At 72.1% G+C, this 21,876-nt stretch carries 21 protein-coding genes; 15 read left to right on the forward strand and 6 right to left on the reverse strand.

Features of this window, described 5'->3' with window-relative positions:
• Nucleotides 1–13: 13 nt before the first annotated feature.
• From ACZ3KJ_RS02450 to ACZ3KJ_RS02470, 5 genes are all read left to right on the forward strand, one after another.
• Nucleotides 14–1,087 (forward strand): PhoH family protein, encoded by a 1,074-nt coding sequence (locus tag ACZ3KJ_RS02450; RefSeq protein ID WP_467523960.1) that lies wholly within the window; start codon nt 14–16, stop codon nt 1,085–1,087.
• Nucleotides 1,088–1,100: 13 nt separating this feature from the next.
• Nucleotides 1,101–1,598, forward strand: coding sequence for an rRNA maturation RNase YbeY (gene ybeY, locus ACZ3KJ_RS02455; protein ID WP_467523962.1), 498 nt, complete (start codon nt 1,101–1,103; stop codon nt 1,596–1,598).
• A complete protein-coding gene (locus tag ACZ3KJ_RS02460; RefSeq protein ID WP_467523964.1) occupies nt 1,595–2,899 on the forward strand; it encodes a hemolysin family protein in 1,305 nt (434 codons plus the stop codon). Before ybeY ends, ACZ3KJ_RS02460 begins: the two co-directional genes overlap by 4 nt.
• A complete protein-coding gene (locus tag ACZ3KJ_RS02465; RefSeq protein ID WP_467523966.1) occupies nt 2,896–3,255 on the forward strand; it encodes an MmcQ/YjbR family DNA-binding protein in 360 nt (119 codons plus the stop codon). Before ACZ3KJ_RS02460 ends, ACZ3KJ_RS02465 begins: the two co-directional genes overlap by 4 nt.
• A gap of 66 nt (nt 3,256–3,321) precedes the next feature.
• Nucleotides 3,322–3,675, forward strand: a complete 354-nt coding sequence (locus ACZ3KJ_RS02470) for a cytidine deaminase (protein ID WP_467523968.1) — start codon at nt 3,322–3,324, stop codon at nt 3,673–3,675.
• Between the two features lie 91 nt (nt 3,676–3,766).
• On the opposite strand, the gene ACZ3KJ_RS02475 is transcribed toward ACZ3KJ_RS02470, so the two are convergent.
• The gene (locus ACZ3KJ_RS02475; RefSeq protein WP_467523969.1) at nt 3,767–4,105 is read right to left on the reverse strand and encodes a P-II family nitrogen regulator; all 339 of its coding nucleotides are present in this window, start codon (nt 4,103–4,105) and stop codon (nt 3,767–3,769) included.
• The gene (locus ACZ3KJ_RS02480) at nt 4,102–5,448 is read right to left on the reverse strand and encodes an ammonium transporter (protein ID WP_467523970.1); all 1,347 of its coding nucleotides are present in this window, start codon (nt 5,446–5,448) and stop codon (nt 4,102–4,104) included. Before ACZ3KJ_RS02480 ends, ACZ3KJ_RS02475 begins: the two co-directional genes overlap by 4 nt.
• 135 nt (nt 5,449–5,583) lie before the next feature.
• Between ACZ3KJ_RS02480 and era the strand changes: the two genes are divergently transcribed.
• Nucleotides 5,584–6,537, forward strand: coding sequence for a GTPase Era (gene era / locus ACZ3KJ_RS02485; protein ID WP_401696966.1), 954 nt, complete (start codon nt 5,584–5,586; stop codon nt 6,535–6,537).
• 230 nt (nt 6,538–6,767) lie between these two features.
• On the opposite strand, the gene ACZ3KJ_RS02490 is transcribed toward era, so the two are convergent.
• Together ACZ3KJ_RS02490 and ACZ3KJ_RS02495 are read right to left on the reverse strand one after the other, a co-directional pair.
• Nucleotides 6,768–7,034, reverse strand: coding sequence for a protealysin inhibitor emfourin (locus tag ACZ3KJ_RS02490; protein ID WP_467523971.1), 267 nt, complete (start codon nt 7,032–7,034; stop codon nt 6,768–6,770).
• Between the two features lie 47 nt (nt 7,035–7,081).
• Nucleotides 7,082–8,152 carry a M4 family metallopeptidase gene (locus ACZ3KJ_RS02495; RefSeq protein WP_467523972.1) on the reverse strand — a complete coding sequence of 357 codons (1,071 nt, stop codon included), beginning with the start codon at nt 8,150–8,152 and terminating at the stop codon, nt 7,082–7,084.
• A 319-nt stretch (nt 8,153–8,471) separates the two neighbouring features.
• On the opposite strand from ACZ3KJ_RS02495, the gene leuA reads away from it, so the two are divergent.
• The 5 genes from leuA to ACZ3KJ_RS02520 all read left to right on the forward strand — a co-directional run bounded on the left by leuA (nt 8,472) and on the right by ACZ3KJ_RS02520 (nt 15,187).
• Nucleotides 8,472–10,193, forward strand: coding sequence for a 2-isopropylmalate synthase (gene leuA / locus ACZ3KJ_RS02500; protein WP_467523974.1), 1,722 nt, complete (start codon nt 8,472–8,474; stop codon nt 10,191–10,193).
• Between the two features lie 184 nt (nt 10,194–10,377).
• Entirely contained in the window at nt 10,378–11,073 is a 696-nt protein-coding gene (locus ACZ3KJ_RS02505) for a TerB family tellurite resistance protein (RefSeq protein ID WP_467523975.1), read from the forward strand.
• Between the two features lie 142 nt (nt 11,074–11,215).
• Nucleotides 11,216–13,285: an MMPL family transporter gene (locus ACZ3KJ_RS02510; RefSeq protein WP_467523976.1), complete on the forward strand. Its 2,070-nt coding sequence runs from the start codon at nt 11,216–11,218 to the stop codon at nt 13,283–13,285.
• A 46-nt stretch (nt 13,286–13,331) separates the two neighbouring features.
• A complete protein-coding gene (locus tag ACZ3KJ_RS02515) occupies nt 13,332–14,510 on the forward strand; it encodes a sensor histidine kinase (RefSeq protein ID WP_467523977.1) in 1,179 nt (392 codons plus the stop codon).
• Nucleotides 14,507–15,187: a response regulator gene (locus tag ACZ3KJ_RS02520; RefSeq protein ID WP_467523979.1), complete on the forward strand. Its 681-nt coding sequence runs from the start codon at nt 14,507–14,509 to the stop codon at nt 15,185–15,187. The genes ACZ3KJ_RS02515 and ACZ3KJ_RS02520 overlap by 4 nt, the downstream gene beginning before the upstream one ends.
• A gap of 189 nt (nt 15,188–15,376) precedes the next feature.
• On the opposite strand, the gene ACZ3KJ_RS02525 is transcribed toward ACZ3KJ_RS02520, so the two are convergent.
• Nucleotides 15,377–16,303, reverse strand: a complete 927-nt coding sequence (locus ACZ3KJ_RS02525; RefSeq protein ID WP_467523981.1) for a dihydrodipicolinate synthase family protein — start codon at nt 16,301–16,303, stop codon at nt 15,377–15,379.
• A gap of 262 nt (nt 16,304–16,565) precedes the next feature.
• Nucleotides 16,566–17,090, reverse strand: a complete 525-nt coding sequence (locus tag ACZ3KJ_RS02530) for a GNAT family N-acetyltransferase (RefSeq protein WP_467523982.1) — start codon at nt 17,088–17,090, stop codon at nt 16,566–16,568.
• A gap of 191 nt (nt 17,091–17,281) precedes the next feature.
• Here ACZ3KJ_RS02530 and ACZ3KJ_RS02535 point away from each other — a divergent pair, with 191 nt between their 5' ends.
• The 4 genes from ACZ3KJ_RS02535 to ACZ3KJ_RS02550 are packed head-to-tail and all read left to right on the forward strand — an operon-like array spanning nt 17,282 to nt 21,876.
• Nucleotides 17,282–18,055, forward strand: coding sequence for an SCO2525 family SAM-dependent methyltransferase (locus tag ACZ3KJ_RS02535; protein ID WP_467523984.1), 774 nt, complete (start codon nt 17,282–17,284; stop codon nt 18,053–18,055).
• Between the two features lie 51 nt (nt 18,056–18,106).
• Complete coding sequence (locus ACZ3KJ_RS02540) at nt 18,107–19,969, forward strand: SCO2524 family protein (RefSeq protein ID WP_467523986.1); 1,863 nt, start codon at nt 18,107–18,109, stop codon at nt 19,967–19,969.
• Nucleotides 19,970–19,972: 3 nt separating this feature from the next.
• The gene (locus ACZ3KJ_RS02545; protein ID WP_467523988.1) at nt 19,973–20,893 is read left to right on the forward strand and encodes an SCO2523 family variant P-loop protein; all 921 of its coding nucleotides are present in this window, start codon (nt 19,973–19,975) and stop codon (nt 20,891–20,893) included.
• Nucleotides 20,890–21,876 carry an SCO2522 family protein gene (locus tag ACZ3KJ_RS02550; RefSeq protein WP_467523990.1) on the forward strand — a complete coding sequence of 329 codons (987 nt, stop codon included), beginning with the start codon at nt 20,890–20,892 and terminating at the stop codon, nt 21,874–21,876. The genes ACZ3KJ_RS02545 and ACZ3KJ_RS02550 overlap by 4 nt, the downstream gene beginning before the upstream one ends.

Below are 21,876 nucleotides of genomic sequence, written 5' to 3' on the forward strand. Positions count from 1 at the left end.
TTCGGGCCGGCCTATGACTCAGACACCCACAGCTCACACGCCCGCGCAGGGCAAGGCGAGAGCACAGTTCACCGTTCCCGCCCAGCACCCCATGGTGACCGTGCTGGGATCCGGCGACTCCCTCCTGCGCGTGATCGAGACGGCTTTCCCGGCGGCCGACATCCACGTCCGGGGCAATGAGGTCAGCGCGGTCGGCGACCCGCGGGAAGTCGCCATGATCCAGCGCCTGTTCGACGAGATGATGCTGGTGCTCCGCACCGGGCAGCCGATGACGGAGGACGCAGTGGAACGCTCGATCGCCATGCTGCGGGCGAGCGAGAACGGGACGAGCGACGGCCAGGAGACCCCGGCCGAGGTACTGACGCAGAACATCCTGTCCTCGCGTGGCCGCACCATCCGCCCCAAGACCCTGAACCAGAAGCGGTACGTCGACGCGATCGACAAGCACACGATCGTCTTCGGCATCGGCCCCGCGGGCACGGGCAAGACCTACCTGGCCATGGCCAAGGCGGTCCAGGCCCTCCAGTCCAAGCAGGTCAACCGCATCATCCTGACCCGTCCGGCGGTCGAGGCGGGGGAGCGGCTGGGCTTCCTGCCCGGCACCCTCTACGAGAAGATCGACCCCTACCTGCGCCCGCTGTACGACGCGCTGCACGACATGCTGGACCCGGACTCGATCCCGCGCCTGATGGCGGCGGGGACCATCGAGGTCGCACCGCTGGCCTACATGCGCGGCCGTACGCTGAACGACGCCTTCATCATCCTCGACGAGGCCCAGAACACCTCCCCCGAGCAGATGAAGATGTTCCTCACCCGCCTCGGCTTCGACTCCAAGATCGTCATCACGGGTGACGTGACCCAGGTCGACCTGCCCAACGGCACCAAGTCCGGTCTGCGCCAGGTCCAGGACATCCTGGAGGGCCTGGAGGACGTGCATTTCTCGCGCCTGTCGTCCCAGGACGTCGTCCGGCACAAGCTGGTGGGCCGTATCGTCGACGCGTACGAGATGTACGACAGCAAGCACGGCACCGAGAACGGCACCCACAAGGGCGGCCGGGGCAGGCAGTCCGGGCACAAGGGGAAGTAGACCGAGCACGACCATGTCGATCGACGTCAACAACGAGTCCGGAACCGAGGTCGACGAGCAGGCGATCCTCGACGTCGCCCGCTACGCGCTGACACGGATGCGCATCCACCCGCTCTCCGAGCTCTCGGTGATCGTCGTGGACGCCGATGCCATGGAGCAGCTGCACATCCAGTGGATGGACCTGCCGGGGCCGACGGACGTCATGTCCTTCCCGATGGACGAACTGCGTCCGCCGTCGAAGGACGACGACGAGCCCCCGCAGGGCCTGCTGGGCGACATCGTGCTGTGCCCGGAGGTCGCCGCCCGGCAGGGAGCCGAGGCCCCGACCAAGCACTCCATGGACGAGGAGCTCCAGCTGCTCACCGTCCACGGCGTGCTGCACCTGCTGGGCTACGACCACGAGGAGCCCGACGAGAAGGCCGAGATGTTCGGCCTCCAGGCGGCCATCGTGGACGGCTGGCGCGCGGAGAAGGGCCTGACCGGTCCCTCCCCGGCCCCGACCGTGTCATGAGCGCGACCCTCGTGGCCGGGGCGATCGCCCTGGTCGTCGTCGCGTGGCTCGCCGCCTGTGCGGAGGCGGGCCTCGCGCGCGTCTCCAGCTTCCGCGCCGAGGAGGCCGTCCGCTCCGGCCGCCGCGGCAGCGCCAGGCTCGCCCAGGTCGCCGCCGACCCCACCCGCTACCTCAACATGGCGCTGCTGGTCCGCGTGGCCTGCGAGATGGCGGCGGCCGCGCTCGTCACCTACGCCTGCCTGCGGGAGATCGACGGCACCGCCCCCGCCCTGCTGGCCGCGATCGGCGTGATGGTCCTGGTCAGTTACGTCGCGGTCGGCGTCTCCCCGCGCACCATCGGCCGCCAGCACCCGCTGAACACGGCGACGGCCGCCGCGTACGTCCTGCTGCCGCTCGCGCGGATCATGGGCCCGATCCCGTCCCTGCTCATCCTCATCGGCAACGCGCTCACGCCCGGCAAGGGCTTCCGGCGCGGCCCCTTCGCCTCCGAGGCGGAGCTGCGCGCGCTGGTCGACCTCGCCGAGAAGGAGTCGCTGATCGAGGACGACGAGCGGCGCATGGTCCACTCCGTCTTCGAGCTGGGCGACACCCTCGTCCGCGAGGTGATGGTCCCGCGCACCGACCTCGTCGTCATCGAGCGCTACAAGACCATCCGCCAGGCCCTCACCCTCGCCCTGCGCTCCGGCTTCTCCCGCATACCCGTCACCGGGGAGAGCGAGGACGACATCGTCGGGATCGTCTACCTGAAGGACCTGGTCCGCAAGACGCACATCAGCCGCCACGCGGAGAGCGAGCTGGTCTCGACGGCGATGCGGCCCGCCGCCTTCGTGCCCGACACCAAGAACGCCGGCGACCTGCTGCGCGAGATGCAGCGGGACCGCAACCACGTCGCCGTCGTCATCGACGAGTACGGCGGCACCGCCGGCATCGTCACCATCGAGGACATCCTCGAGGAGATCGTCGGCGAGATCACCGACGAGTACGACCGCGAACTCCCGCCCGTCGAGAAGCTCGGCGAGGACCGCCACCGGGTCACCGCCCGTCTCGACATCACCGACCTCGGCGAGCTGTACGGCCTGGAGGAGTACGACGACGAGGACGTGGAGACCGTCGGCGGCCTGCTCGCCAAGGCGCTGGGCCGGGTGCCGATCGCGGGGGCGTCGAGCGTCGTCGAACTGCCCGACGGGCGCGAGCTGCGGCTGACGGCGGAGGCCGCGGCCGGCCGCCGGAACAAGATCGTGACGGTGCTGGTGGAGCCGGTGGCCCCGGTGGCGGCCGGCGACGGGGAGAACCCGGAGTGACCCCCGGGGAGCTGCGCGCCCGCTGTCTGGCCTTCCCCGCGGCCGAGGAGGACTTCCCCTTCCGGCCGGAGATCTCGGTCTTCAAGGTGGCAGGCAGGCTCTTCGCCCTGACGAGCCTCGACGCGCGGCCCCTGACCGTCAACCTCAAGTGCGACCCCGAGGACGCGGTCCGGCTGCGCGCCGAGCACCCCGGTCTCATCGTCCCGGGCTACCACATGAACAAGCGGCACTGGAACACCGTGACCGTGGACGGCGGCCTCGCCGACCGTCTGGTCCGCGAGCTGATCGAGGACTCCTACGACCTGGTCGTCGCCGGTCTGCCGCGCGCCGAGCGCCTCCGCCTCGACCGCCCCTGACCGGGCGGCGGGGCGGGGAGCACCCGTGCCCGGACGGCGGCCGCGCCGCTTTCGTATGCTCGGGGCATGACCGACACCCACGAGCTCGCCCCCGAGGACCGCAAGATCGTCACCCTGGCCCGTTCGGCACGGGCCCGCAACGGTGTGCCCGAGGGGGCCGCCGTACGGGACGAGACCGGCCGTACGTACGTCGCCGCAACCGTCGACCTGCCGTCGCTGAAGCTGAGCGCGGTGCAGACGGCGGTGGCCATGGCGGTGGCGTCGGGGGCGAAGGCGCTGGAGGCGGCGGCGGTCGTGACGGACGCCGGCACCGCGTCCGACGCGGACCGGGCCGCCGTCGCGGACCTGGGCGGTCCGGGCACCCCGGTGCTGGTCGCCGGGCCCGACGGAGTCGTCCGGCTGACCGTGACCGCGGGCTGAGGGCGATCGAGGGCTGAGGGCGACCGAGGGCTGAGGCGACCGCGGCCCGGAGCGCGTCCGCCCGGAGCGCGTCAGCCCGCAGCGCGTCGGCTCAGAGCGCGTCGGGCCCGCGCTCGCCGGTGCGCACCCGTACGACCGTCTCGACCGGCAGGGCCCACACCTTCCCGTCGCCGATCTTCCCCGTCTGCGCGGCGCGGACGATCGCGTCGATCGCGGCGTCGGCGTCCGCGTCCTCGACGACGACCTCGATGCGGACCTTCGGCACCAGGTCGACCTGGTACTCGGCGCCGCGGTACACCTCGGTGTGGCCGCGCTGCCGGCCGTAGCCGCTGGCCTCGGTGACGGTCAGACCCTGCACGCCCATCTCCTGGAGGGCGGTCTTGACCTCGTCGAGGCGGTACGGCTTGACGATCGCGGTGATGAGCTTCATGCCTGCGTGTGTGCCTTCTGGGCGGAGGGGAGGGAGGGGGCGCCGACCGGGGCACCGTGGCCCAGGACGCCGTGATCGTATGCCGTCTCGGCGTGCACCGTAAGGTCCAGGCCGGTGTGCTCCTGCTCCTCGTCCGCGCGGAACCCGATCGCCTTGTCGAGCAGCTTGCCGATGCCGTACGTCACGAGGAAGGCGTACGCCCCGACGACGGCGACGGCCACCAGCTGCTTGCCGAGCTGGGCGAGCCCGCCGCCGTACAGCAGGCCCTCCGGGCCGCCGGTCATCGACTCCACCGCGAAGACGCCGATGAGGAGGGTGCCGATGATCCCGCCGACCAGGTGGACGCCGACGACGTCCAGGGAGTCGTCGTAGTTCAGCTTGAACTTCCAGCTCACCGCGTACGAGCAGACGGCGCCGGCGGCGAGGCCGACGACCAGGGCGCCCAGCAGGGAGACGGAGCCGCAGGACGGCGTGATCGCGACCAGGCCGGCGACGGCGCCCGAGGCCGCGCCCAGGGTGGTGGGGTGCCCGTCGCGCTTCTGCTCGACGAAGAGCCAGCCGAGCAGGCCGGTGCAGCCCGCCGCGAGGGTGTTGAGGAACGCGGCCGCCGCGAGACCGTTCGCGCCGAGGGCCGAGCCCGCGTTGAAGCCGAACCAGCCGAACCAGAGCAGTCCCGCGCCCAGCATCACCATGGGGAGGTTGTGCGGGCGCATCGCGTCCTTCTTGAACCCCAGGCGCGGGCCGAGGACCAGGCACAGCGCCAGACCGGAGGCACCCGAGACGATCTCCACGGGGAGGCCGCCGGCGAAGTCGAGGGCGCCGAGCCGGCTCGCGATCCAGCCGCCCGGACCCCACACCCAGTGGGTCACGGGAACGTATACGAGGAGTGCCCAGACGGGGACGAAGAGCAGCCAGGCCCCGAACTTCGCCCGGTCCGCGATCGCGCCGCTGACCAGGGCGGCCGTGAGGATCGCGAAGGTGAGCTGGAAGGTGGCGAAGAGCAGGGTGGGCACGGTCCCCTGGACGCTGTCCGGGCCGATCCCGGCCATTCCGGCGTGTTCCAGGCTGCCGATGATCCCGCCGCCCGCGTCGTCGCCGAAGGCGAGGGAGTAGCCGGCCGCCAGCCACACCACCGTGACCAGCGCGATCGACACGAAGCTCATCATCAGCATGTTGAGGACGCTCTTCGTGCGGACCATGCCGCCGTAGAACAGGGCGAGGCCCGGCGTCATCAGCAGGACGAGGGCGGTGGCGGCGAGCAGCCAGGCGGTGTCGCCGGTGTCGATCGGTGCGGCGAGGGTCACGGTCGTCTCCAACGGGGTGGGGGCTCGTCCGAGACTCATGGCACCGCGTTTCCGGATGTGTACGGGTGTGTTTCCGTGACGTTTCGTTGCGTACGGGTTTCCGTCACCTCACGCCCGGTGACGGGCCTTGGCGGTGGTGCGGCGGGGCTTCGGGGATCAGGGAGAATGGGCGGCATGAGCGTTCGTACCCAGTCATCCGAACAGCCGGCCGAGGCCGCCCACCGGGCCGGTTTCGCCTGTTTCGTGGGCCGTCCCAACGCGGGCAAGTCCACCCTCACGAACGCTCTGGTCGGAAAGAAGGTGGCGATCACCTCCAACCGCCCGCAGACGACCCGGCACACCGTGCGGGGCATCGTGCACCGGCCCGACGCCCAGCTGATCCTGGTGGACACCCCGGGCCTGCACAAGCCGCGCACGCTGCTGGGCGAGCGGCTGAACGACGTCGTCCGCACCACCTGGGCCGAGGTCGACGTGATCGGCTTCTGCCTGCCCGCCGACCAGAAGCTCGGCCCCGGCGACCGCTTCATCGCCAAGGAGCTGGCCGGGATCAAGCGGACGCCGAAGGTCGCGGTCGTCACCAAGACCGACCTGGTGGACGGCAAGGCGCTGGCCGAGCAGCTCATCGCGATCGACCAGCTCGGCAAGGAGCTGGGCATCGAGTGGGCGGAGATCGTGCCCGTCTCGGCGGTCGGCGACCGGCAGGTCGAGCTGCTGGCGGACCTGCTGATCCCGATGCTGCCGAAGAGCCCGCCGCTGTACCCCGAGGGCGACCTCACCGACGAGCCCGAACAGGTGATGGTGGCCGAGCTGATCCGCGAGGCGGCGCTGGAGGGCGTGCGCGACGAGCTGCCGCACTCCATCGCGGTGGTCGTGGAGGAGATGCTGCCGCGCGAGGACCGTCCGGCGGACAAGCCGCTGCTCGACATCCACGCGAACATCTACATCGAGCGCCCCAGCCAGAAGGGGATCATCATCGGCCCGAAGGGCCGCCGGCTGAAGGACGTGGGCATCAAGTCCCGCAAGCAGATCGAGGCGCTGCTGGGGACGCCCGTCTTCCTGGACCTGCACGTGAAGGTCGCCAAGGACTGGCAGCGGGACCCCAAGCAGTTGCGCAAGCTGGGCTTCTGAGCGCGGTTCTCGCCCGCCCGCCCGCCCGTCTCGGTCGGCCAAGCGGTCACCGTCGCCCCGGGGCTGCGCCCCGGACCCCTTGCGGGGCTGCGCCCCGCCTTTGCCCACCCGCCCGCCCGTCTCGGTCGGTCGAGCCGTGACCGTCGTCCCCGGGCTGCGCCCGGCCCCCGGCGGCAGCGCGCCCCGGCCTCGGTCCCCCCGCCGTCACCCGGCTGCAAGAGGGCGGCCGGTCACGCTCCCTCCTTCAGTACCCGGGAGATCAGTCTCCGCTGTTCCTGGGTGAGCCGGGGGTCGGCGGCGTACACCGTTCTGCCGTCCACGGTGATCTGGTAGCTGAAGCCGTCCGGGACGCCGACGGGGGGCGCGCTCCGGCCGGCGGCGACCGCCTGTTCGGCCAGGGCGTGCCACTCGGCGGCGTCGGGCCGGCCCGCGGTGTCCACCTCGGCCCGGCGCTCGACGCCCGCGAACCCGCCCGTACGCCTCACCTGAATACGCATGGGTCCTGTCTAGTACGGAAGGGGCCCGCCGCCCACCGGAACACCGGTCACAGGATCCGCACCCCGACCTGTTCCCACGCCTTCTGCACGGCCCGGAGCTCCCCGCTCCCGTCGCCGAAGCGCTCCCGGGCGGCCTTGACGGTCAGCTTCGCGAAGTCGGTGAACAGGGCCCGCTCGGGCAGTTCGCCGCCGGTCAGCACGTCGTACCAGACCTGGCCCGCCTTCTCCCAGGCGAAGCCGCCGAGGGCGGTGGCGGCCAGGTAGAAGGCGTGGTTGGGGATGCCGGAGTTGATGTGGACGCCGCCGTTGTCGCGGCCGGTGCGGACGTAGTCGTCCATGGTGGCGGGCTGCGGGTCCTTGCCGAGGACGTCGTCGTCGTAGGCGGTGCCCGGGGCCTTCATGGAGCGCAGGGCCTGGCCGGTGACGTCCGGGGCGAGGAGTCCGGCGCCGATCAGCCAGTCGGCGTCGCCGGCGGTCTGGCCGAGCGTGTACTGCTTGATGAGCGAGCCGAACACGTCGGACATCGACTCGTTGAGGGCGCCGGGCTGCCCGTAGTAGGTGAGGTTCGCCGTGTACTGGGTGACGCCGTGGGCCAGCTCGTGGCCGATCACGTCGACGGCGTTGGTGAAGTCGACGAAGATCTCGCCGTCGCCGTCGCCGAACACCATCTGCTCGCCGTTCCAGAAGGCGTTGTTGTAGTCCTCGTCGTAGTGGACGGTCGCGTCCAGGGGCAGGCCGTCGCCGTCGATGGAGTGGCGGCCGTAGGCCTTGAGGAAGAGCTCGAAGGTGGCGCCGAGCCCGGAGTAGGCGCGGTTGACCGTGGCGTCCCGGCCGGGGTCCTCGCCCTCGCCGCGGACCTTGGTGCCGGGCAGGTCGGTGCCGTGCCCGGCGTCGTAGACCGTGCGCAGCGGCTGGTCCGACGGCGCCTTCACGGCCGGGGCGGCGGCCAGCCGGAACTCGGTGGTCACCCGGCGGCGGGAGCGCAGCTCGCTGTCGCGCACCAGGGTGCGCCGGGCGGGACCGGAGAGCGCGGGGTCGTCGTGGTGGGCCAGCCGGTCGAGGACGTGGGGCGGTACGACGGTGCAGAAGACGGGCTCGAAGCCCCCGTGAGTCGTCATGCCGGGCACCCTTGCACCGTGTGACCGCTCTGTCACCGCTGGCAACCATGATTGGTGAAAAACGGTGACATGGGGCCCCGGGCGGCTTCGGTAAGTGGTATGGCGCACGTTTTGCCCTGTTCGTCCCCGCGGTCCCGCATACTGGAACAGGCCCGCGCGTCTGATGCGACTCGGCTAGAGTGCAGAGCACTATGCGTTTCGGGCTGCTTCTCCTTAGCTGCCGCGGCGAGGGCCGTTAGTCGAGGCCGACTCCCTCCCCGCGGAGCTTGGCGTTGCGTTGTCGGCCGTCCTTCCGGACATCCTGAGGAGCCACCGCACCATGGCGAACCGCCAGCAGCCCAGCCAGATGCCGATCCACAAGTACGGCCAGTACGAGCAGGTAGACCTCCCCGGCCGGACCTGGCCGGAGAAGCAGATCACCGCCGCTCCCCGCTGGCTCTCCACCGACCTGCGCGACGGCAACCAGGCCCTGATCGACCCCATGTCGCCCGAGCGCAAGCGCCGGATGTTCGACCAGCTGGTCGCGATGGGCTACAAGGAGATCGAGGTCGGCTTCCCGTCCTCCGGCCAGACCGACTTCGACTTCGTGCGCTCGATCATCGAGGAAGAGGGCGCGATCCCGGACGACGTCACCATCTCCGTACTGACCCAGGCCCGCGAGGACCTGATCGAGCGGACCGTGGAGTCCCTCCAGGGCGCCCGGCGGGCCACCGTCCACCTGTACAACGCCACCGCGCCGGTCTTCCGCCGGGTCGTCTTCCGCGGCTCCAAGGACGACATCAAGCAGATCGCCGTCGACGGCACGCGGCTGGTCATGGAGTACGCCGAGAAGCTGCTGGGCCCCGAGACCGAGTTCGGCTACCAGTACAGCCCCGAGATCTTCACCGACACCGAGCTGGACTTCGCGCTGGAGGTCTGCGAGGCGGTGATGGACGTCTACCAGCCCGGACCGGGCCGCGAGATCATCCTCAACCTGCCCGCCACCGTGGAGCGTTCGACGCCCTCCACGCACGCCGACCGCTTCGAGTGGATGAGCCGCAACCTCTCCCGCCGCGAGTACGTCTGCCTGTCCGCCCACCCCCACAACGACCGCGGCACCGCCGTCGCCGCCGCCGAGCTGGCGCTGATGGCCGGCGCCGACCGCGTCGAGGGCTGCCTGTTCGGGCAGGGCGAGCGCACCGGCAACGTCGACCTGGTCACCCTGGGCATGAACCTGTTCTCCCAGGGCGTCGACCCGCAGATCGACTTCTCCAACATCGACGAGATCCGTCGTACGTGGGAGTACTGCAACCAGATGGAGGTCCACCCGCGCCACCCGTACGTGGGCGACCTGGTCTACACGTCCTTCTCCGGCTCCCACCAGGACGCCATCAAGAAGGGCTTCGACGCCATGGAGGCCGACGCCGAGGCCAAGGGCGTCACCGTCGACGACATCGAGTGGGCGGTGCCGTACCTGCCGATCGACCCCAAGGACGTCGGCCGCTCCTACGAGGCCGTCATCCGCGTCAACTCGCAGTCCGGCAAGGGCGGTATCGCCTACGTCCTGAAGAACGACCACAAGCTGGACCTGCCCCGCCGGATGCAGATCGAGTTCTCCCGGCTCATCCAGGCGAAGACGGACGCCGAGGGCGGCGAGGTCACGCCGAAGGACATCTGGGCGGTCTTCCAGGACGAGTACCTGCCCAACCCCGAGAACCCGTGGGGCCGCATCCAGGTCAGGACCGGCCAGTCGACCACCGGCACGGACGGCGTGGACACCCTCACCGTCGAGGCCACCGTCGACGGCGAGGACACCGTCCTGACCGGCTCGGGCAACGGTCCGATCTCGGCCTTCTTCAACGCCCTGGAATCCGTCGGCGTCGACGTACGCCTGCTGGACTACCAGGAGCACACGCTGAGCGAGGGCGCCTCCGCGCTGGCCGCCTCCTACATCGAGTGCGCGATCGGCGACAAGGTCCTGTGGGGCATCGGCATCGACGCGAACACGACGCGTGCGTCGCTGAAGGCGGTCGTCTCGGCCGTCAACCGCGCGAGCCGCTGATCACCCTGACAGGGAGTTTGAGGCCCCGGTCGCCGGAGACGGCGGCCGGGGCCCGTCGTCTATCGGCCACCCGTTCGTGGAGGTCACGGAAAGGTCTCGTCCTGGGTGCTGACTCCGCCCGCGTGATGTGGCTAACATCACGCAGACGCACGGCGATGTTGCCGCGCGGTGACGGAGGTGCGACGTGCTGCCAGGACGGGGACGAGACGGCCGGGCCGGCGGGATGGCCCGCATCCTGGGCACCCGCACCGCGTGGACGCCCGTCGGGGACGGCGAGTTCTTCTGCCCCGGCTGCGGCGGCGACCGCAATTACCAGCGGCTGACCGGCCGGCGCCGCCTCACCCTGCTGGGCGTGCCCGTGCTGCCGCGCGGCGCCGGCGGTCCGGTCGTCGAATGCGTCTCCTGTCTGCGCCACTTCGGCACCGACGTCCTCGACCACCCCACCACCGTCCGCTTCTCCGCCATGCTCCGCGACGCCGTCCACACCGTCGCCCTCGCGGTCCTCTCCGCGGGCGGCACCTGCACCCGTACGTCCCTGGAGACGGCGGCCGTGGCGGTGCGCGCGGCCGGCTTCCCGGAGTGCACGCGCGAACAGCTCGCCGCCCTCGTCGACGCCCTCGCCGCCGACACCGGCCGCTCCTACGGCCCGCCCTGCGCCCCCGGCCTGGCCATAGAGCTCCACGAGGCCCTCGACCCGCTCGCCCCGCACCTCGCCCCGGCCGGCCGCGAATCGATCCTGCTCCAGGGCGCCCGGATCGCCCTCGCCGACGGCCCGTACACCGCCGCCGAGCGCGAGGTCCTGGGCACCGTGGGCGCCGCGCTGACGCTCCGCCCGGACGACGTGACCCGGCTGCTGGCCACCGCACGGACCCCGTCCTGATACTCCCCGGGGAGTAGTCCACCGGGCCGGCCGCCCGCCGCAGTACCCCCGAACTCGCCTTCACGCGCGACGATCCGCCCCGCCCGGGCCGGAAGTCTGGAAGCCGCAACCGGACATCCGCGCCGAAGGGAGGGCCCGACTCATGGGGGCCGGGACAACGAAGGGCACACGCGCCATCCCCTGGGTGGTGCTCGCACTCTGGGCGGGCGTGCTGGCGATCGCCTCACCGTTCGCCGCGCGACTCGCCGACGTCCAGCACGACCGGATCACCGACTACCTGCCCGCGAGCGCCGGCTCCACCGAGGCGGCCGAGCTCCAGCAGCGGCTGCCGGGCGGCGAGACCACCGAACTGGTGCTCGTCTACCACCGCGACGGCGGACTCACCGCCGCCGACCGGAGCACCGCCGCGGAACAGGTCGCGCGGGTCGCGGGGGAGCACGCGCTGACCGGGACGCCCGAGGGGATCCCCTCCGAGGACGGCACGACCCTCCTGTACCCCGTCGCCAGCAACGAGCCCGGCACCGACGAGAAGAAGCGGGACGCCTTCGTCGACGCCGTGCGCGACGTCGCCCACGACGAGGGCGGGATGACGGTCGAGGTGGGCGGCGCGGGCGCGCTCTCCACCGACGCGAGCAAGGTCTACGACTCGCTCGGCGGGCCCCTGCTCTACACCACCGTCGGCGTCGTCGCCGTCCTGCTGATCCTGATCTACCGCAGCCCCGTGCTGTGGCTGGTGCCGCTCGCCGTCGCCGGCGTCGCCGACTACCTCTCCATGGGCGTGGCCTACGGCCTGAACCAGGCCTTCGGCACCTCGGTGTCCGGCCAGAGCTCCGGCATCATGACCATCCTCGTCTTCGGCGCCGGCACCGACTACGCCCTGCTGCTCGTCTCCCGCTACCGCGAGGAACTGCGCCGGACCGAACGGCCGTACGACGCCATGCGGGCCGCCCTGCGCGGCTGCGGGCCCGCCGTGCTCGCCTCGTCGGGCACCGTGGCCGCCGGACTGCTGTGCCTGCTCGCCGCCGACCTCAACTCCAACCGGGGGATGGGCCCGCTCGGCACCGTCGGCGTCCTGTGCGCGCTGGCCGCGATGCTGACCCTGCTGCCCGCCGTCCTCGTCCTGCTGGGCCGCCGGGTGTTCTGGCCGCTGGTCCCCGCCTACGGCAGCACGCCCCGGGCCCGCCGGTCGCTGTTCGCCGCGATGGGCACCTCCGCGGGCCGGCGCCCGCTCACCGTGCTCGCCGGGGGAGCGGTCCTGCTCGGCGCGCTCGCCCTGGGCGCCCTGAACCTGCCCGGCCCGGCCAGGCAGGAGGACGCCTTCGTCGACCGGCCCGAGTCGGTCGCCGCCCTGAAGACGCTCGCGCGGGCCTACCCGGAGGGCTCCGCCCAGCCCATCGACGTGCTCACCCCCACCGGCCGCGCCGACGCCACGCTCGCCGCGGCCCGGGACGTCGACGGAGTCGACGACGTGCGCCGGGGACGGAGCGGGGGAGGCTGGACCGAGCTCTCCGTGACCGCGTCCGCGCCACCCCAGTCGGCCGCCGAGACCGCGACCATCGAACGGCTGCGGGACCGCCTCGACGGCTCCTACGTCGGCGGGGCCAGCGCCCAGCAGCTCGACCTGAAGGACACCAACGCCCGCGACCGGCTCGTCGTCGTCCCGCTCGTCCTGCTGTCGGTGCTGCTGATCCTGGTCGTGCTGCTGCGCTCCCTCGTCGCGCCGCTGCTCCTCACCGCCGCCGTGGTCGCGGTGTGGGGCGCCGCGCTCGGCCTCGGCGGACTGCTGTTCGGACCCGTGTTCGGCTTCGAGGGCACCGACCCGGGGCTGGGGCTGCTGTCCTTCGTGTTCCTCGTCGCCCTCGGCGTGGACTACGGCATCTTCCTCATGCACCGCATGCGGGAGGAGTCGCTGCGGGGCGCCGAACCGTCCGCCGCCGCGCTCACCGCGCTGCGCACCACCGGCGGGGTCATCGCCTCCGCCGGACTGGTCCTCGCCGCGACCTTCGCCGTGCTGACGAACATGGGGCTCGTCCAACTCGTCGAACTGGGCTTCGTCATCGCCGTCGGGGTGCTGCTGGACACCTTCGTCGTCCGCACCTACCTGGTGACCAGCGCGAGCGTGGCGCTGGGACGCAGGGTGTGGTGGCCGGGGCGGCTCTCGCGGGCGCCGGAGCCGGACCGGACGCGTGCGCGCGAAGCGGTCGCCGGCTGATCCGGAGGGCGCCCTTCTCCGCCGGAGGGGCGCCCGCTCGGGCAGGATGGGCCAGGGCCCTGGGGGAGAGGGGGGAGCGGTGGGACGCTGGGTGACGGAAGGGCGCGCCGATGTGTGGCTCGCCGCCGGATCCGCCGCCGTGGCCGCCGTGCTGGGGCTGTTCGTCGAGGACGGGCGGCCCCCGGACGCGGCCGGCTGGGCGCTGCTGCTGTCCGCCCAGGTCCCCCTCGTGTGGCGGCGCCGGCGTCCGATGACCGTGCTGCTCGCGGTGGTGTCGTGCGTCGCCCCGTACCACGCGCTCGACTACACGCACAGCGCGGCCGTGCCGGTCGGCATGATCGCCCTGTACACCGTCGCCGTGACCGGCGGCGCCCGCCGCACCCTGCTCACCGGCACCGCCGTCGTCGGGATCATGCTCGTCGTCAACGCGCTCGTCAGCCCGCACCAGTTGGCCGAGGTCCTGCGCATCTCCGGCTGGATCGTCTCGGTGCTGCTGTTCGGCGGCTACACCCGCGTCCACCGCGAGATGGCCGCCGCCGCCCTGGACCGCGCCGAACGCGCCGAACGCACCCGCGAGGAGGAGGCCCGCCGCCGCGTCGCCGAGGAGCGCCTGCGCATCGCCCGCGACCTGCACGACCTGCTCGCGCACAGCATCACCCTCATCGGGGTCCAGACCTCCGTCGCCGCCCACGTCCTCGCCGCCGACCCCGGCCGGCTCGACCGCGCGGCCGTCGCCAAGGCCCTCGACGACATCGCCGGGACCTGCCGCAGCGCCCGCGGCGAACTCCGCACCACGCTGGAGGTGCTGCGCGACCCCGGCGCGCCCGATACCCGGGGCCCGCTCCCCGGACTGCACGGCCTGCCCGGCCTCGCCGACACCGCCCGGGCGGCCGGCGCGAGCGTCGCGCTGACGGTACGGCACGGCGAGGTGCCGCCCGCGATCGGCGCGGCCGCCTACCGGATCGTGCAGGAGGCCCTCACCAACGCCGTCCGCCACGGCGGCCGGGACGGTCTGGACGTACGGGTGAGCGTCCACGACGACGGCAGCGCCCTGCGGGTGACCGTCACCGACGACGGGGCCGGCGCCGGATCCGGGGCGCCCGGCTTCGGGCTGGTCGGGATGCGGGAGCGGGCCCGCAGCGTGGGCGGCACCCTGGAGGCGGGACCACGACCGGGGGAGGGCTTCGAGGTGACTGCCGTACTGCCCATGGGGGAGAACCGATGAGTGCGATCCGGGTGCTGCTCGCCGACGACCAGACGCTGGTGCGGGCCGCGTTCGCGATGCTCGTGGAGTCGGCGCCGGACATGGAGGTCGTCGGACAGGCCGGCACCGGGCGGGAGGCCGTCGAACTGGCCCGCCGCGAGCGCGCCGACCTGGTCGTGATGGACCTGCGCATGCCCGACCTCGACGGCATCGAGGCGACCCGGCTGATCGCCGCCGACGAGGACCTCGCCGGGGTGAAGGTGCTGGTGCTGACCACCTACGACACCGACGAGGACCTCGTCGAGGCGCTGCACGCGGGCGCCTCCGGGTTCCTGGTGAAGGACACCCGGCCCGCCGACCTCCTCGACGCGATCCGTACCGTCGCGGGCGGCGAGGCGCTGCTGTCACCGGGGCCGACGGCCCGGCTGATCGCCCGTTTCCTGCGCAGCCCCGCCGTACCGGCCGCCCACGGCGGACCGGAGCGCCTGTCGGCACGGGAGCGGGAGGTCCTCGCCCTGGTCGCGCGCGGCCTCACCAACACCGAGATCGCCGAGACCCTCGGGCTCAGCCCGCTCACCGCCAAGACCCACGTCAGCCGCATCATGGGCAAGCTGGGCGCCCGGGACCGGGCCCAACTGGTCATCATCGCCTACGAGTCGGGTCTGGTGACACCGGGCGCGGCCGGCACGCCCGGCTGACCCCCGCCCCTCGCCGGGCCGTCCCGTTCCCCGCCGGGCTGGCCCGTTCCTCGCCGGGCCGTCCCGTCCCTCGCCGGGCTGCCCTGTCCCTCGCCGGGCTGCCCTGTCCCTCGCCGGGCTGCCCTGTCCCTCGCCGGGCCGTCCCGTTCCCCCCGGCTGGCCCCCGGCCGGCTTGTCCCCTCCCGGCGGTCAGAGCAGTCCGGCCTCGATCAGGTGCCGCTGCACCCGCTCCACCTCCCGCGGTGACAGCGGCACCTGGGGCTCCGCCGTCGCCGGGCAGGCGATCACGCCCTGGAGGTGCAGCGCCGCCTTGAACGCGCCGATCGCCGCCGAGCTCGCGCCCATCCGGGCGGGGTCACCGGCGCCCACGATGCGGAACAGGGCGCACAGCCGCTCCTGTTCGGCCCGCGCCGCCGCCAGGTCGCCCGCACGCCACAGACGGTCGAGACGGACGTAGGCGTGCGGGTCGACGTTGGCGAAGCCGGGGACCGCCCCGTGCGCGCCGAGCGCGAGGGCCGCGTCGACGAGCAGTTCGGAGCCGGTCAGGACGCTGAAGCCGGGAATCGTCCGGGCGCCGGCGGTGACCTCGCGGAAGCCGGCCAGGTCACCGCTGGAGTCCTTCAGCCCGGCCAGCACCCCGTCCGCGGCCAGCTCCAGGACGACGTCCGCGGGGAGCTTGGTGTGGACGGCGGCGGGCAGGTCGTAGGCGAGGACGGGGACCGGGCTCGCGGCGGCGGCCAGCCGGTAGTGGCGGGCGATCTCCGCCGGGTGGGTCCGGGTGTAGAAGGGCGAGATCACCACCACCGCGTCCGCGCCCGCCTCCGCGACGGACGCGACCTGCTCCAGCACCCGGGGCGTCGTCATGTCGATCGCCCCCGCCAGCACCGGGAGCTGTCCGCCCACGTGCGCCACGGTCGTCTCCACCACCAGCCGGCGCCGGCGGTCCGTCAGGTACGCCGCCTCCGAGGTCGTACCGAGCACGAACAGCGCGTGCACCCCGGCCGCCACGAGATGGTCGACCAGCCGCAGCAGCGAGTCCACGTCCACCTCCCCCTCCGGCGTCAGGGGCGTGCACAGGGGCGGGACGACACCGGTCAGCGGGGCGGGGAACGGCATGAGGACTCCCTGGCGGCTGGACGTGCGGGCGACGCACGGGCGGGGCGCGGCGGCGCGCGGGTGACGCACGGACGACCAGGGAAGTGTCCCCCCGCACGTCCTGCGGAAGCGTCTTCTCGTACGTCGCGTCGGTGTCGGAGTCGTAGACCAGCTTTCGGGGAGGCGGTCGCGTTCGTGCGCCGGCACTACGGCCGGCACGCCGTGGAGACGCCCTGGCAGCGGTCCTGCGTACGGAGGTTCGGCCGGGCCGGTGCCGCGGCCGTCACCGGGGAGGCCGCGGACGGGACGTCAGGCGGGACCGCACACGGGACGACAGGCCGCGACGGCGCAGGGTGAGCGTCATCAGCAGGCGGTGCTCGCCGGGGCCGAAGTAGTCCTTGCGGGGGCCGTCGGGGTCGGGCACGAAGCCGAGGGAGCGGTAGAGGGCGACGGCCGAGTCGTTGCCGGGTTCCACGGAGAGCGACACGGACCGCACGCCCGCCGCGCGCAGATGGCCGAGGATACGGGTCATCAGCCGCCTGCCGTGGCCCTGTCCGCGCAGCCCCGGGGCGATGCCCAGGCTGAGGATCCAGCTCCGGGCCGCGTCCGGCGGGGTCGACAGCACATAGCCGCCGAGGTCCGTGCCGTCCTCCAGCACGAACACGAAGTGCGGGAACGAGGCGAGGAGCTGGCGCAGCACGAAGTACGGGTACGGGTCGCCCGGGAACGCCTCCGCGTCGAGACGGACGATATGGGGGAGATCGCCCTCCGTGGCCGCTCTGATCCGTAAGCGCCTTTCTCCGGACACCTGGCTGTCCGTCGAACCGGCGGCCGACGGAGAACGATCTCCGGGAAGAGGAGTCATACCGTCCCCTTGTGAAGGATCGACAAAGTGAATGGTCCGTGTGCTGCTTCTTGTGCGATATGCATACCTGATCGTCCATCATTGCCCGGTGCATCCACGCCTTCAAGACCTCGGCGTACTGCTAGGCTGAACCAATGACCTCGGGATCGCCCACAGCCGACGTAGAGAATGCCGATGTGTCCTGGGACGCCTTCGATCCCGAGGAGTACATCAAGCGCAATTACATCGCGATCCAGCCGGTGGACCGAGAGATCCTCGCCCGTGTGCGTGATCACTTCTGTGATCATTTCCGAGGCTCGACGGGCCGTGTCCACGCCGGTATCGACGTCGGCGCGGGACCCAATCTCTATCCCGCCCTCGCCATGCTCCCCTGGTGCGACCGGATCACCCTCCTGGAGCGGTCCGCGGCCAACGTGGGCTACCTCGAGAGCCAACTCCCCGGCTATGACGCGAACTGGGACCAGTTCTGGGACGTCCTGCGCGAGCGGCCGGAATACGCCGACCCCGGCCTCGACCCCCGTACGCGGTTCGCGGAAGCCGTCGGAAAACCCGTGGCGGGCAGTCTCTTCGACCTCTGCGGCGGGGACGAACGCTGGGATCTCGGCACCATGTTCTTCGTCGCGGAATCGATCACGGCCTCGCTCCAGGAATTCCGTGACGGAGTGGGCTGCTTTCTGCGTTCCCTGAATCCGGGCGCCCCCTTCGCCGCCGCATTCATGGAACATTCCGAGGGGTACACCGTCGGCGCGGAGGAATTCCCCGCCCGAGACATCGACAGTGCCGAGGTGACCAGGGTGCTGGCGGATTACGCGGAGGGTGTCAGGATCCACCGCATGGACAATCCGAAGCACCTGGTGCGCGCCGGATACACCGGAATGATCCTGGCCTGTGGACGACGGAAAGACTGATTTCCGATCCGTTCTGTTCCATGGTGACGGGCCTGTGCGAGGGGAATGGGCATGCAGATCAAGCCGAGACAGAATCTGCTCGAAGTATGGCAGGCCGTCGCCCGCCATTCCTTCGACGGCGGAGAATGGGACTGGGGCGCCTGGGGCGGCCGCAGCAGCGTCGCCGACGCGGAGCGGCTGCTGTGCCTGCTCTACCCCGCCACCGAGATCACCGCCCTCCGTCTCGACGACCCCGACACCACCCAGCGGGACGTGGAACGGTCGCTGAGGAACGCGGGCGACGCCGCCGAGATCCCCGGCAACCTCGTCCAGGTCCTCTCCGAGTTCATGGAGCAGCACCGCGGCGACGAGGGCCCCGCCTTCGCCGGCGGCTACTACTTCACCCCCGAGGACCCCGACCAGGAACTCTCCAAGGAGCAGCGGGAGGTGGGAGTCGTCGACTCCTACTCCATGTCGGTCACCCTGTGCCTGGCCACCCTCGGCTTCCTCAAGGTCTACCGGGGCAAGACCCAGCGCGCGAGCACCCGCGAGCGCATCGACCGGCTCCAGGAGGCCACCAGCGCCCGGCTGACCGCCGCCATGGTGAGCCTGCTGCGCTCCTTCACCGTCAACGTCGTCGACGTCTCCTCCGACCAGGGGCAGGCCCTCACCCGCCTCCTCGGCCAGGGCCGGCTCTCCGAACGGCAGGTCCTGCACCGCTTCCAGACGCGCTTCAAGGCGCTGCGCGCCGTCATCAGCGAGAGCGTCACCCTCGGCCTCGACAGCGACGTCACCGACGAACTGCGCAACGAGAACCGGCTGTTCGAGTGCGGCTGGGCCTGGAGCCTGGTGAAGGGCTCGCCCGAGATCGACGTCGAGGAGGAGACCGCCGCCGGCATCGGCAAGCAGCCCGCGGGCGTCGCCCACCCCACGCCCTACCTGTACTTCACCGTCGTCGCCCTCGACGGCATCCCCGACCTGTTCTCCGAGCGCACCCTCGTCCTCGGTCTGCTCGACGCCGAACAGCAGAGGCTGGCCGACGCGCTGCGGCTGCGCTGGGAGATCACCCAGCAGTACTGGTCGGCGGTCGCCCGCTTCGGCGACGGCACCTGGCCGCTGGAGGAGATCCCCTGGCGGACCACCCTCCAGCAACTGGAGTCGGAGTACTTCTCCCTCTCCGTCGCCTCCATCCTCGTCCACGACCTGGTCCGCCGCCGCGCCACCGACGACGACCTCACCCGCACCGTCAGGGTCATGGAACGCCTCGCCGAACGCGGCCGCATCACCAGCGGCATGACCCGCGACGACCCGGCGATCGTCCTGCACGACCCCGGCGTCAGCCTGCCCCTGCTGGGCAGCGACGCCCTCGGCCCCGCCATGAAGTGGACCATGGCGGACTTCTCCGCCCAACTGCTCAAACGGACCATCCAGCTCTGCTCGCTGTCCCGGAACATCACCTCCCAGGACCGCCTGCTGCGCCTCGCCGAGGACATCCTCGACCACCTCTGGCAGCGCCGCATCGCCGAGGGCGACGGCGTCGGCCTGTGGGACGACGCGCACGCCGTCTACCCCGACGCACCGGTCCGCCGGGGCCCGCCGTCCTGGAGCGTCACCGAGCGCGTCACCGAGTGCATGGTCGCCGCGCACGCCCTCTACGACCAGCCGCCGATCCGCAGCGCCGAACTCTCCCTGCTCGCACGGGCGCTGATCAGCGAGGCGGCCCACCTCTTCGGCAAGGAGCAGATGGAACAGCCCGCCCCCACCCCCAGGAGCCCCCAGGGCGAGGAGATCAAGGGGATCGAGGCGGACCTGCGCCGCGCCCGCCACCTGGTCGACGAGCAGCCCGGCACCGCCTACGCACTGGCCCTCGGCGTCCTCACCCGGCTGGACACCCTCGCCCGCGCCCGGGGCGACAACGGCCCCCAGGGGGTGTGAGGCGTGCTCGTCTTCGCCGCCTCCGACAAGGGGGGCACCGGCCGCTCCGTCACCAGCGCCAACCTCGCCTACCACCTCGCGCTCGACGGGGACGACGTCTGCTACCTGGACTTCGACTTCGGCTCGCCCACCGCGGCCGCCGTGTTCGACCTGCCCGACATCCTCACCGAGGCCGAGGGCCGCGGCCTGCACGCCTACCTGAAGGGCAAGACCGGCGAGCCCCTCCGGGTCGACGTCTGGGCCCGCACCGAACACCCCCAACTGCGCAGCCGGCCCGGCGGATCCGGACGGCTGGTGCTGCTGCCCGGAGACCGCACCGGCGGGGAATTCGTCACCGACGAGGAGAACCTGCACCGCTGCGTGGACCTCGTCCTGCGGCTGAAACGCGAATTCGACGTGATCATCGTCGACCTGAGCGCCGGACGCAGTTATGCGATGGACCTCGCACTCGCCGCGACCTCATCGCGCGGCGGGCTCGGACGCCTGAAAACCCGATGGCTCGTCTATCACCGCTGGACCCGACAGCACGTGATGGCGGCCGCCGAACTCGTGTACGGCAGACAGGGCATTGTGCAGGCCGGTGCCGCCATGGGCCACGACACCGACGCGCTTTCCGCCGCGATCCGCTTCGTACGGGCCGCCGTACCGAATCTCGACTCGCCGCTGTGGTCGCAGGTCTCGCCCGCGCAGTACGCGTGGATGCGGCAGTGCGACACCCAGCTCGAGGAAATCGCCGCCGGCCGCGGTATCGGCAGGACCCGGGTGCTGGCGTCCATTCCGCTGGAACCCGTCCTGCAATGGCAGGAACGGCTCATCACCGACGAGGACGTCCACGACCGCCGGATCGCCAACGCCGAGACCTGGCAGGCGATGGGCGAACTCGCCCGGCGCCTCACCGACGACAAGCACTGGGGGCAGCTGTGAGCGGGCCGGGGACCGTCTTCCGGGAGACCAGCGCACAGCCGCGCACCGAATCCGTGCCCTATTCCCACCTCTCCCTGGAACTGGGCCACTTGTACATGGAGGACTTCACCGAGGGGCCCGACCGGCTGCGCCGCCACTTCGCCGCCGTACGGCCCTGGGTGGAGGCCGCCCGGGCCGGCGTCGGCCCGCTGCCGGCCGGCAAGCGGCCCCGGATCAGCACCTGCTTCCTGATCGACGACTACTTCAGCCGCCTGTCCACCCCCGCCGAGCTGATCCCCCCGCTGCTGGCGGCGGCCGCCGAGGCCGGCCTCACCCTCGACTACCTGGCCCGCGAGTCCGGCTGCGCCGCCGCCGAGCCGGGCCGCCGCGACCGCGCCGCACTCGCCGAGTCCGTCCTGCACCGGCTGGTGGAGTCCCCGCCGCCCGGCAGCAACGGCTTCCGCCCGCCCGTCAGCCGCACCGGCTGGCTCACCAACGGCCGGCGCGCCCCCACCCGCCGCACCTCCGCCGCCCTGGACGCGGCCGGCGGCGTCTGGGAACCGCCGAGCGAGACCGGCGCCCGCGGCCACTCCGTCTTCATGGACGTCGAACTGTGGAGCGGCACCGAGGACGAGCGCACCTGGTCCTGCGCCTTCCTCGCCTCCGTGTGGCAGCTCGTCCGGCTCGGGCTGCTGCGCGACAACGGCCGCGCGGTGCTCACCCCCGCCCCGTGGGACGCCAAGGCGTTCCCCTCCGAGTGGGACGCCCTGCCGCCCGTCGTCCGCCTCAACCCGCTGGCGGCGCCCTTCACCGCGTACACCACGTGCAGCGTCCTGCCGGCCCGGTTCCTGCCCGTGGAGCACGCCGTCCGGGTCGTCCTCGACCAGGTCCACGTGGAGGCCGAGGCGCTGCGCCAGGTCGCCGAGCGGTCCGCCGGCGAGGGCTTCCCCGTCCCCGCCGGCGTCGTGGACCGCACCTCCTACGTGTTCCCGCCGGGGCTGTGA

This window comes from Streptomyces sp. NPDC003248 (assembly GCF_055563235.1).

What these genes read in the sequence shown, in the direction of transcription:
- ACZ3KJ_RS02525 (WP_467523981.1), bottom strand. Translation starts at nt 16,303, where the DNA reads ATGCCGTTCCCCGCCCCGCTGACCGGTGTCGTCCCGCCCCTGTGCACG.
- ybeY (WP_467523962.1), top strand. Translation starts at nt 1,101, where the DNA reads ATGTCGATCGACGTCAACAACGAGTCCGGAACCGAGGTCGACGAGCAG.
- ACZ3KJ_RS02490 (WP_467523971.1), bottom strand. Translation starts at nt 7,034, where the DNA reads ATGCGTATTCAGGTGAGGCGTACGGGCGGGTTCGCGGGCGTCGAGCGC.
- ACZ3KJ_RS02460 (WP_467523964.1), top strand. Translation starts at nt 1,595, where the DNA reads ATGAGCGCGACCCTCGTGGCCGGGGCGATCGCCCTGGTCGTCGTCGCG.
- ACZ3KJ_RS02450 (WP_467523960.1), top strand. Translation starts at nt 14, where the DNA reads ATGACTCAGACACCCACAGCTCACACGCCCGCGCAGGGCAAGGCGAGA.
- ACZ3KJ_RS02520 (WP_467523979.1), top strand. Translation starts at nt 14,507, where the DNA reads ATGAGTGCGATCCGGGTGCTGCTCGCCGACGACCAGACGCTGGTGCGG.
- ACZ3KJ_RS02475 (WP_467523969.1), bottom strand. Translation starts at nt 4,105, where the DNA reads ATGAAGCTCATCACCGCGATCGTCAAGCCGTACCGCCTCGACGAGGTC.
- ACZ3KJ_RS02515 (WP_467523977.1), top strand. Translation starts at nt 13,332, where the DNA reads ATGGGCCAGGGCCCTGGGGGAGAGGGGGGAGCGGTGGGACGCTGGGTG.
- ACZ3KJ_RS02540 (WP_467523986.1), top strand. Translation starts at nt 18,107, where the DNA reads ATGCAGATCAAGCCGAGACAGAATCTGCTCGAAGTATGGCAGGCCGTC.
- ACZ3KJ_RS02535 (WP_467523984.1), top strand. Translation starts at nt 17,282, where the DNA reads ATGACCTCGGGATCGCCCACAGCCGACGTAGAGAATGCCGATGTGTCC.
- ACZ3KJ_RS02480 (WP_467523970.1), bottom strand. Translation starts at nt 5,448, where the DNA reads ATGAGTCTCGGACGAGCCCCCACCCCGTTGGAGACGACCGTGACCCTC.
- leuA (WP_467523974.1), top strand. Translation starts at nt 8,472, where the DNA reads ATGGCGAACCGCCAGCAGCCCAGCCAGATGCCGATCCACAAGTACGGC.
- ACZ3KJ_RS02510 (WP_467523976.1), top strand. Translation starts at nt 11,216, where the DNA reads ATGGGGGCCGGGACAACGAAGGGCACACGCGCCATCCCCTGGGTGGTG.
- era (WP_401696966.1), top strand. Translation starts at nt 5,584, where the DNA reads ATGAGCGTTCGTACCCAGTCATCCGAACAGCCGGCCGAGGCCGCCCAC.
- ACZ3KJ_RS02495 (WP_467523972.1), bottom strand. Translation starts at nt 8,152, where the DNA reads ATGACGACTCACGGGGGCTTCGAGCCCGTCTTCTGCACCGTCGTACCG.
- ACZ3KJ_RS02470 (WP_467523968.1), top strand. Translation starts at nt 3,322, where the DNA reads ATGACCGACACCCACGAGCTCGCCCCCGAGGACCGCAAGATCGTCACC.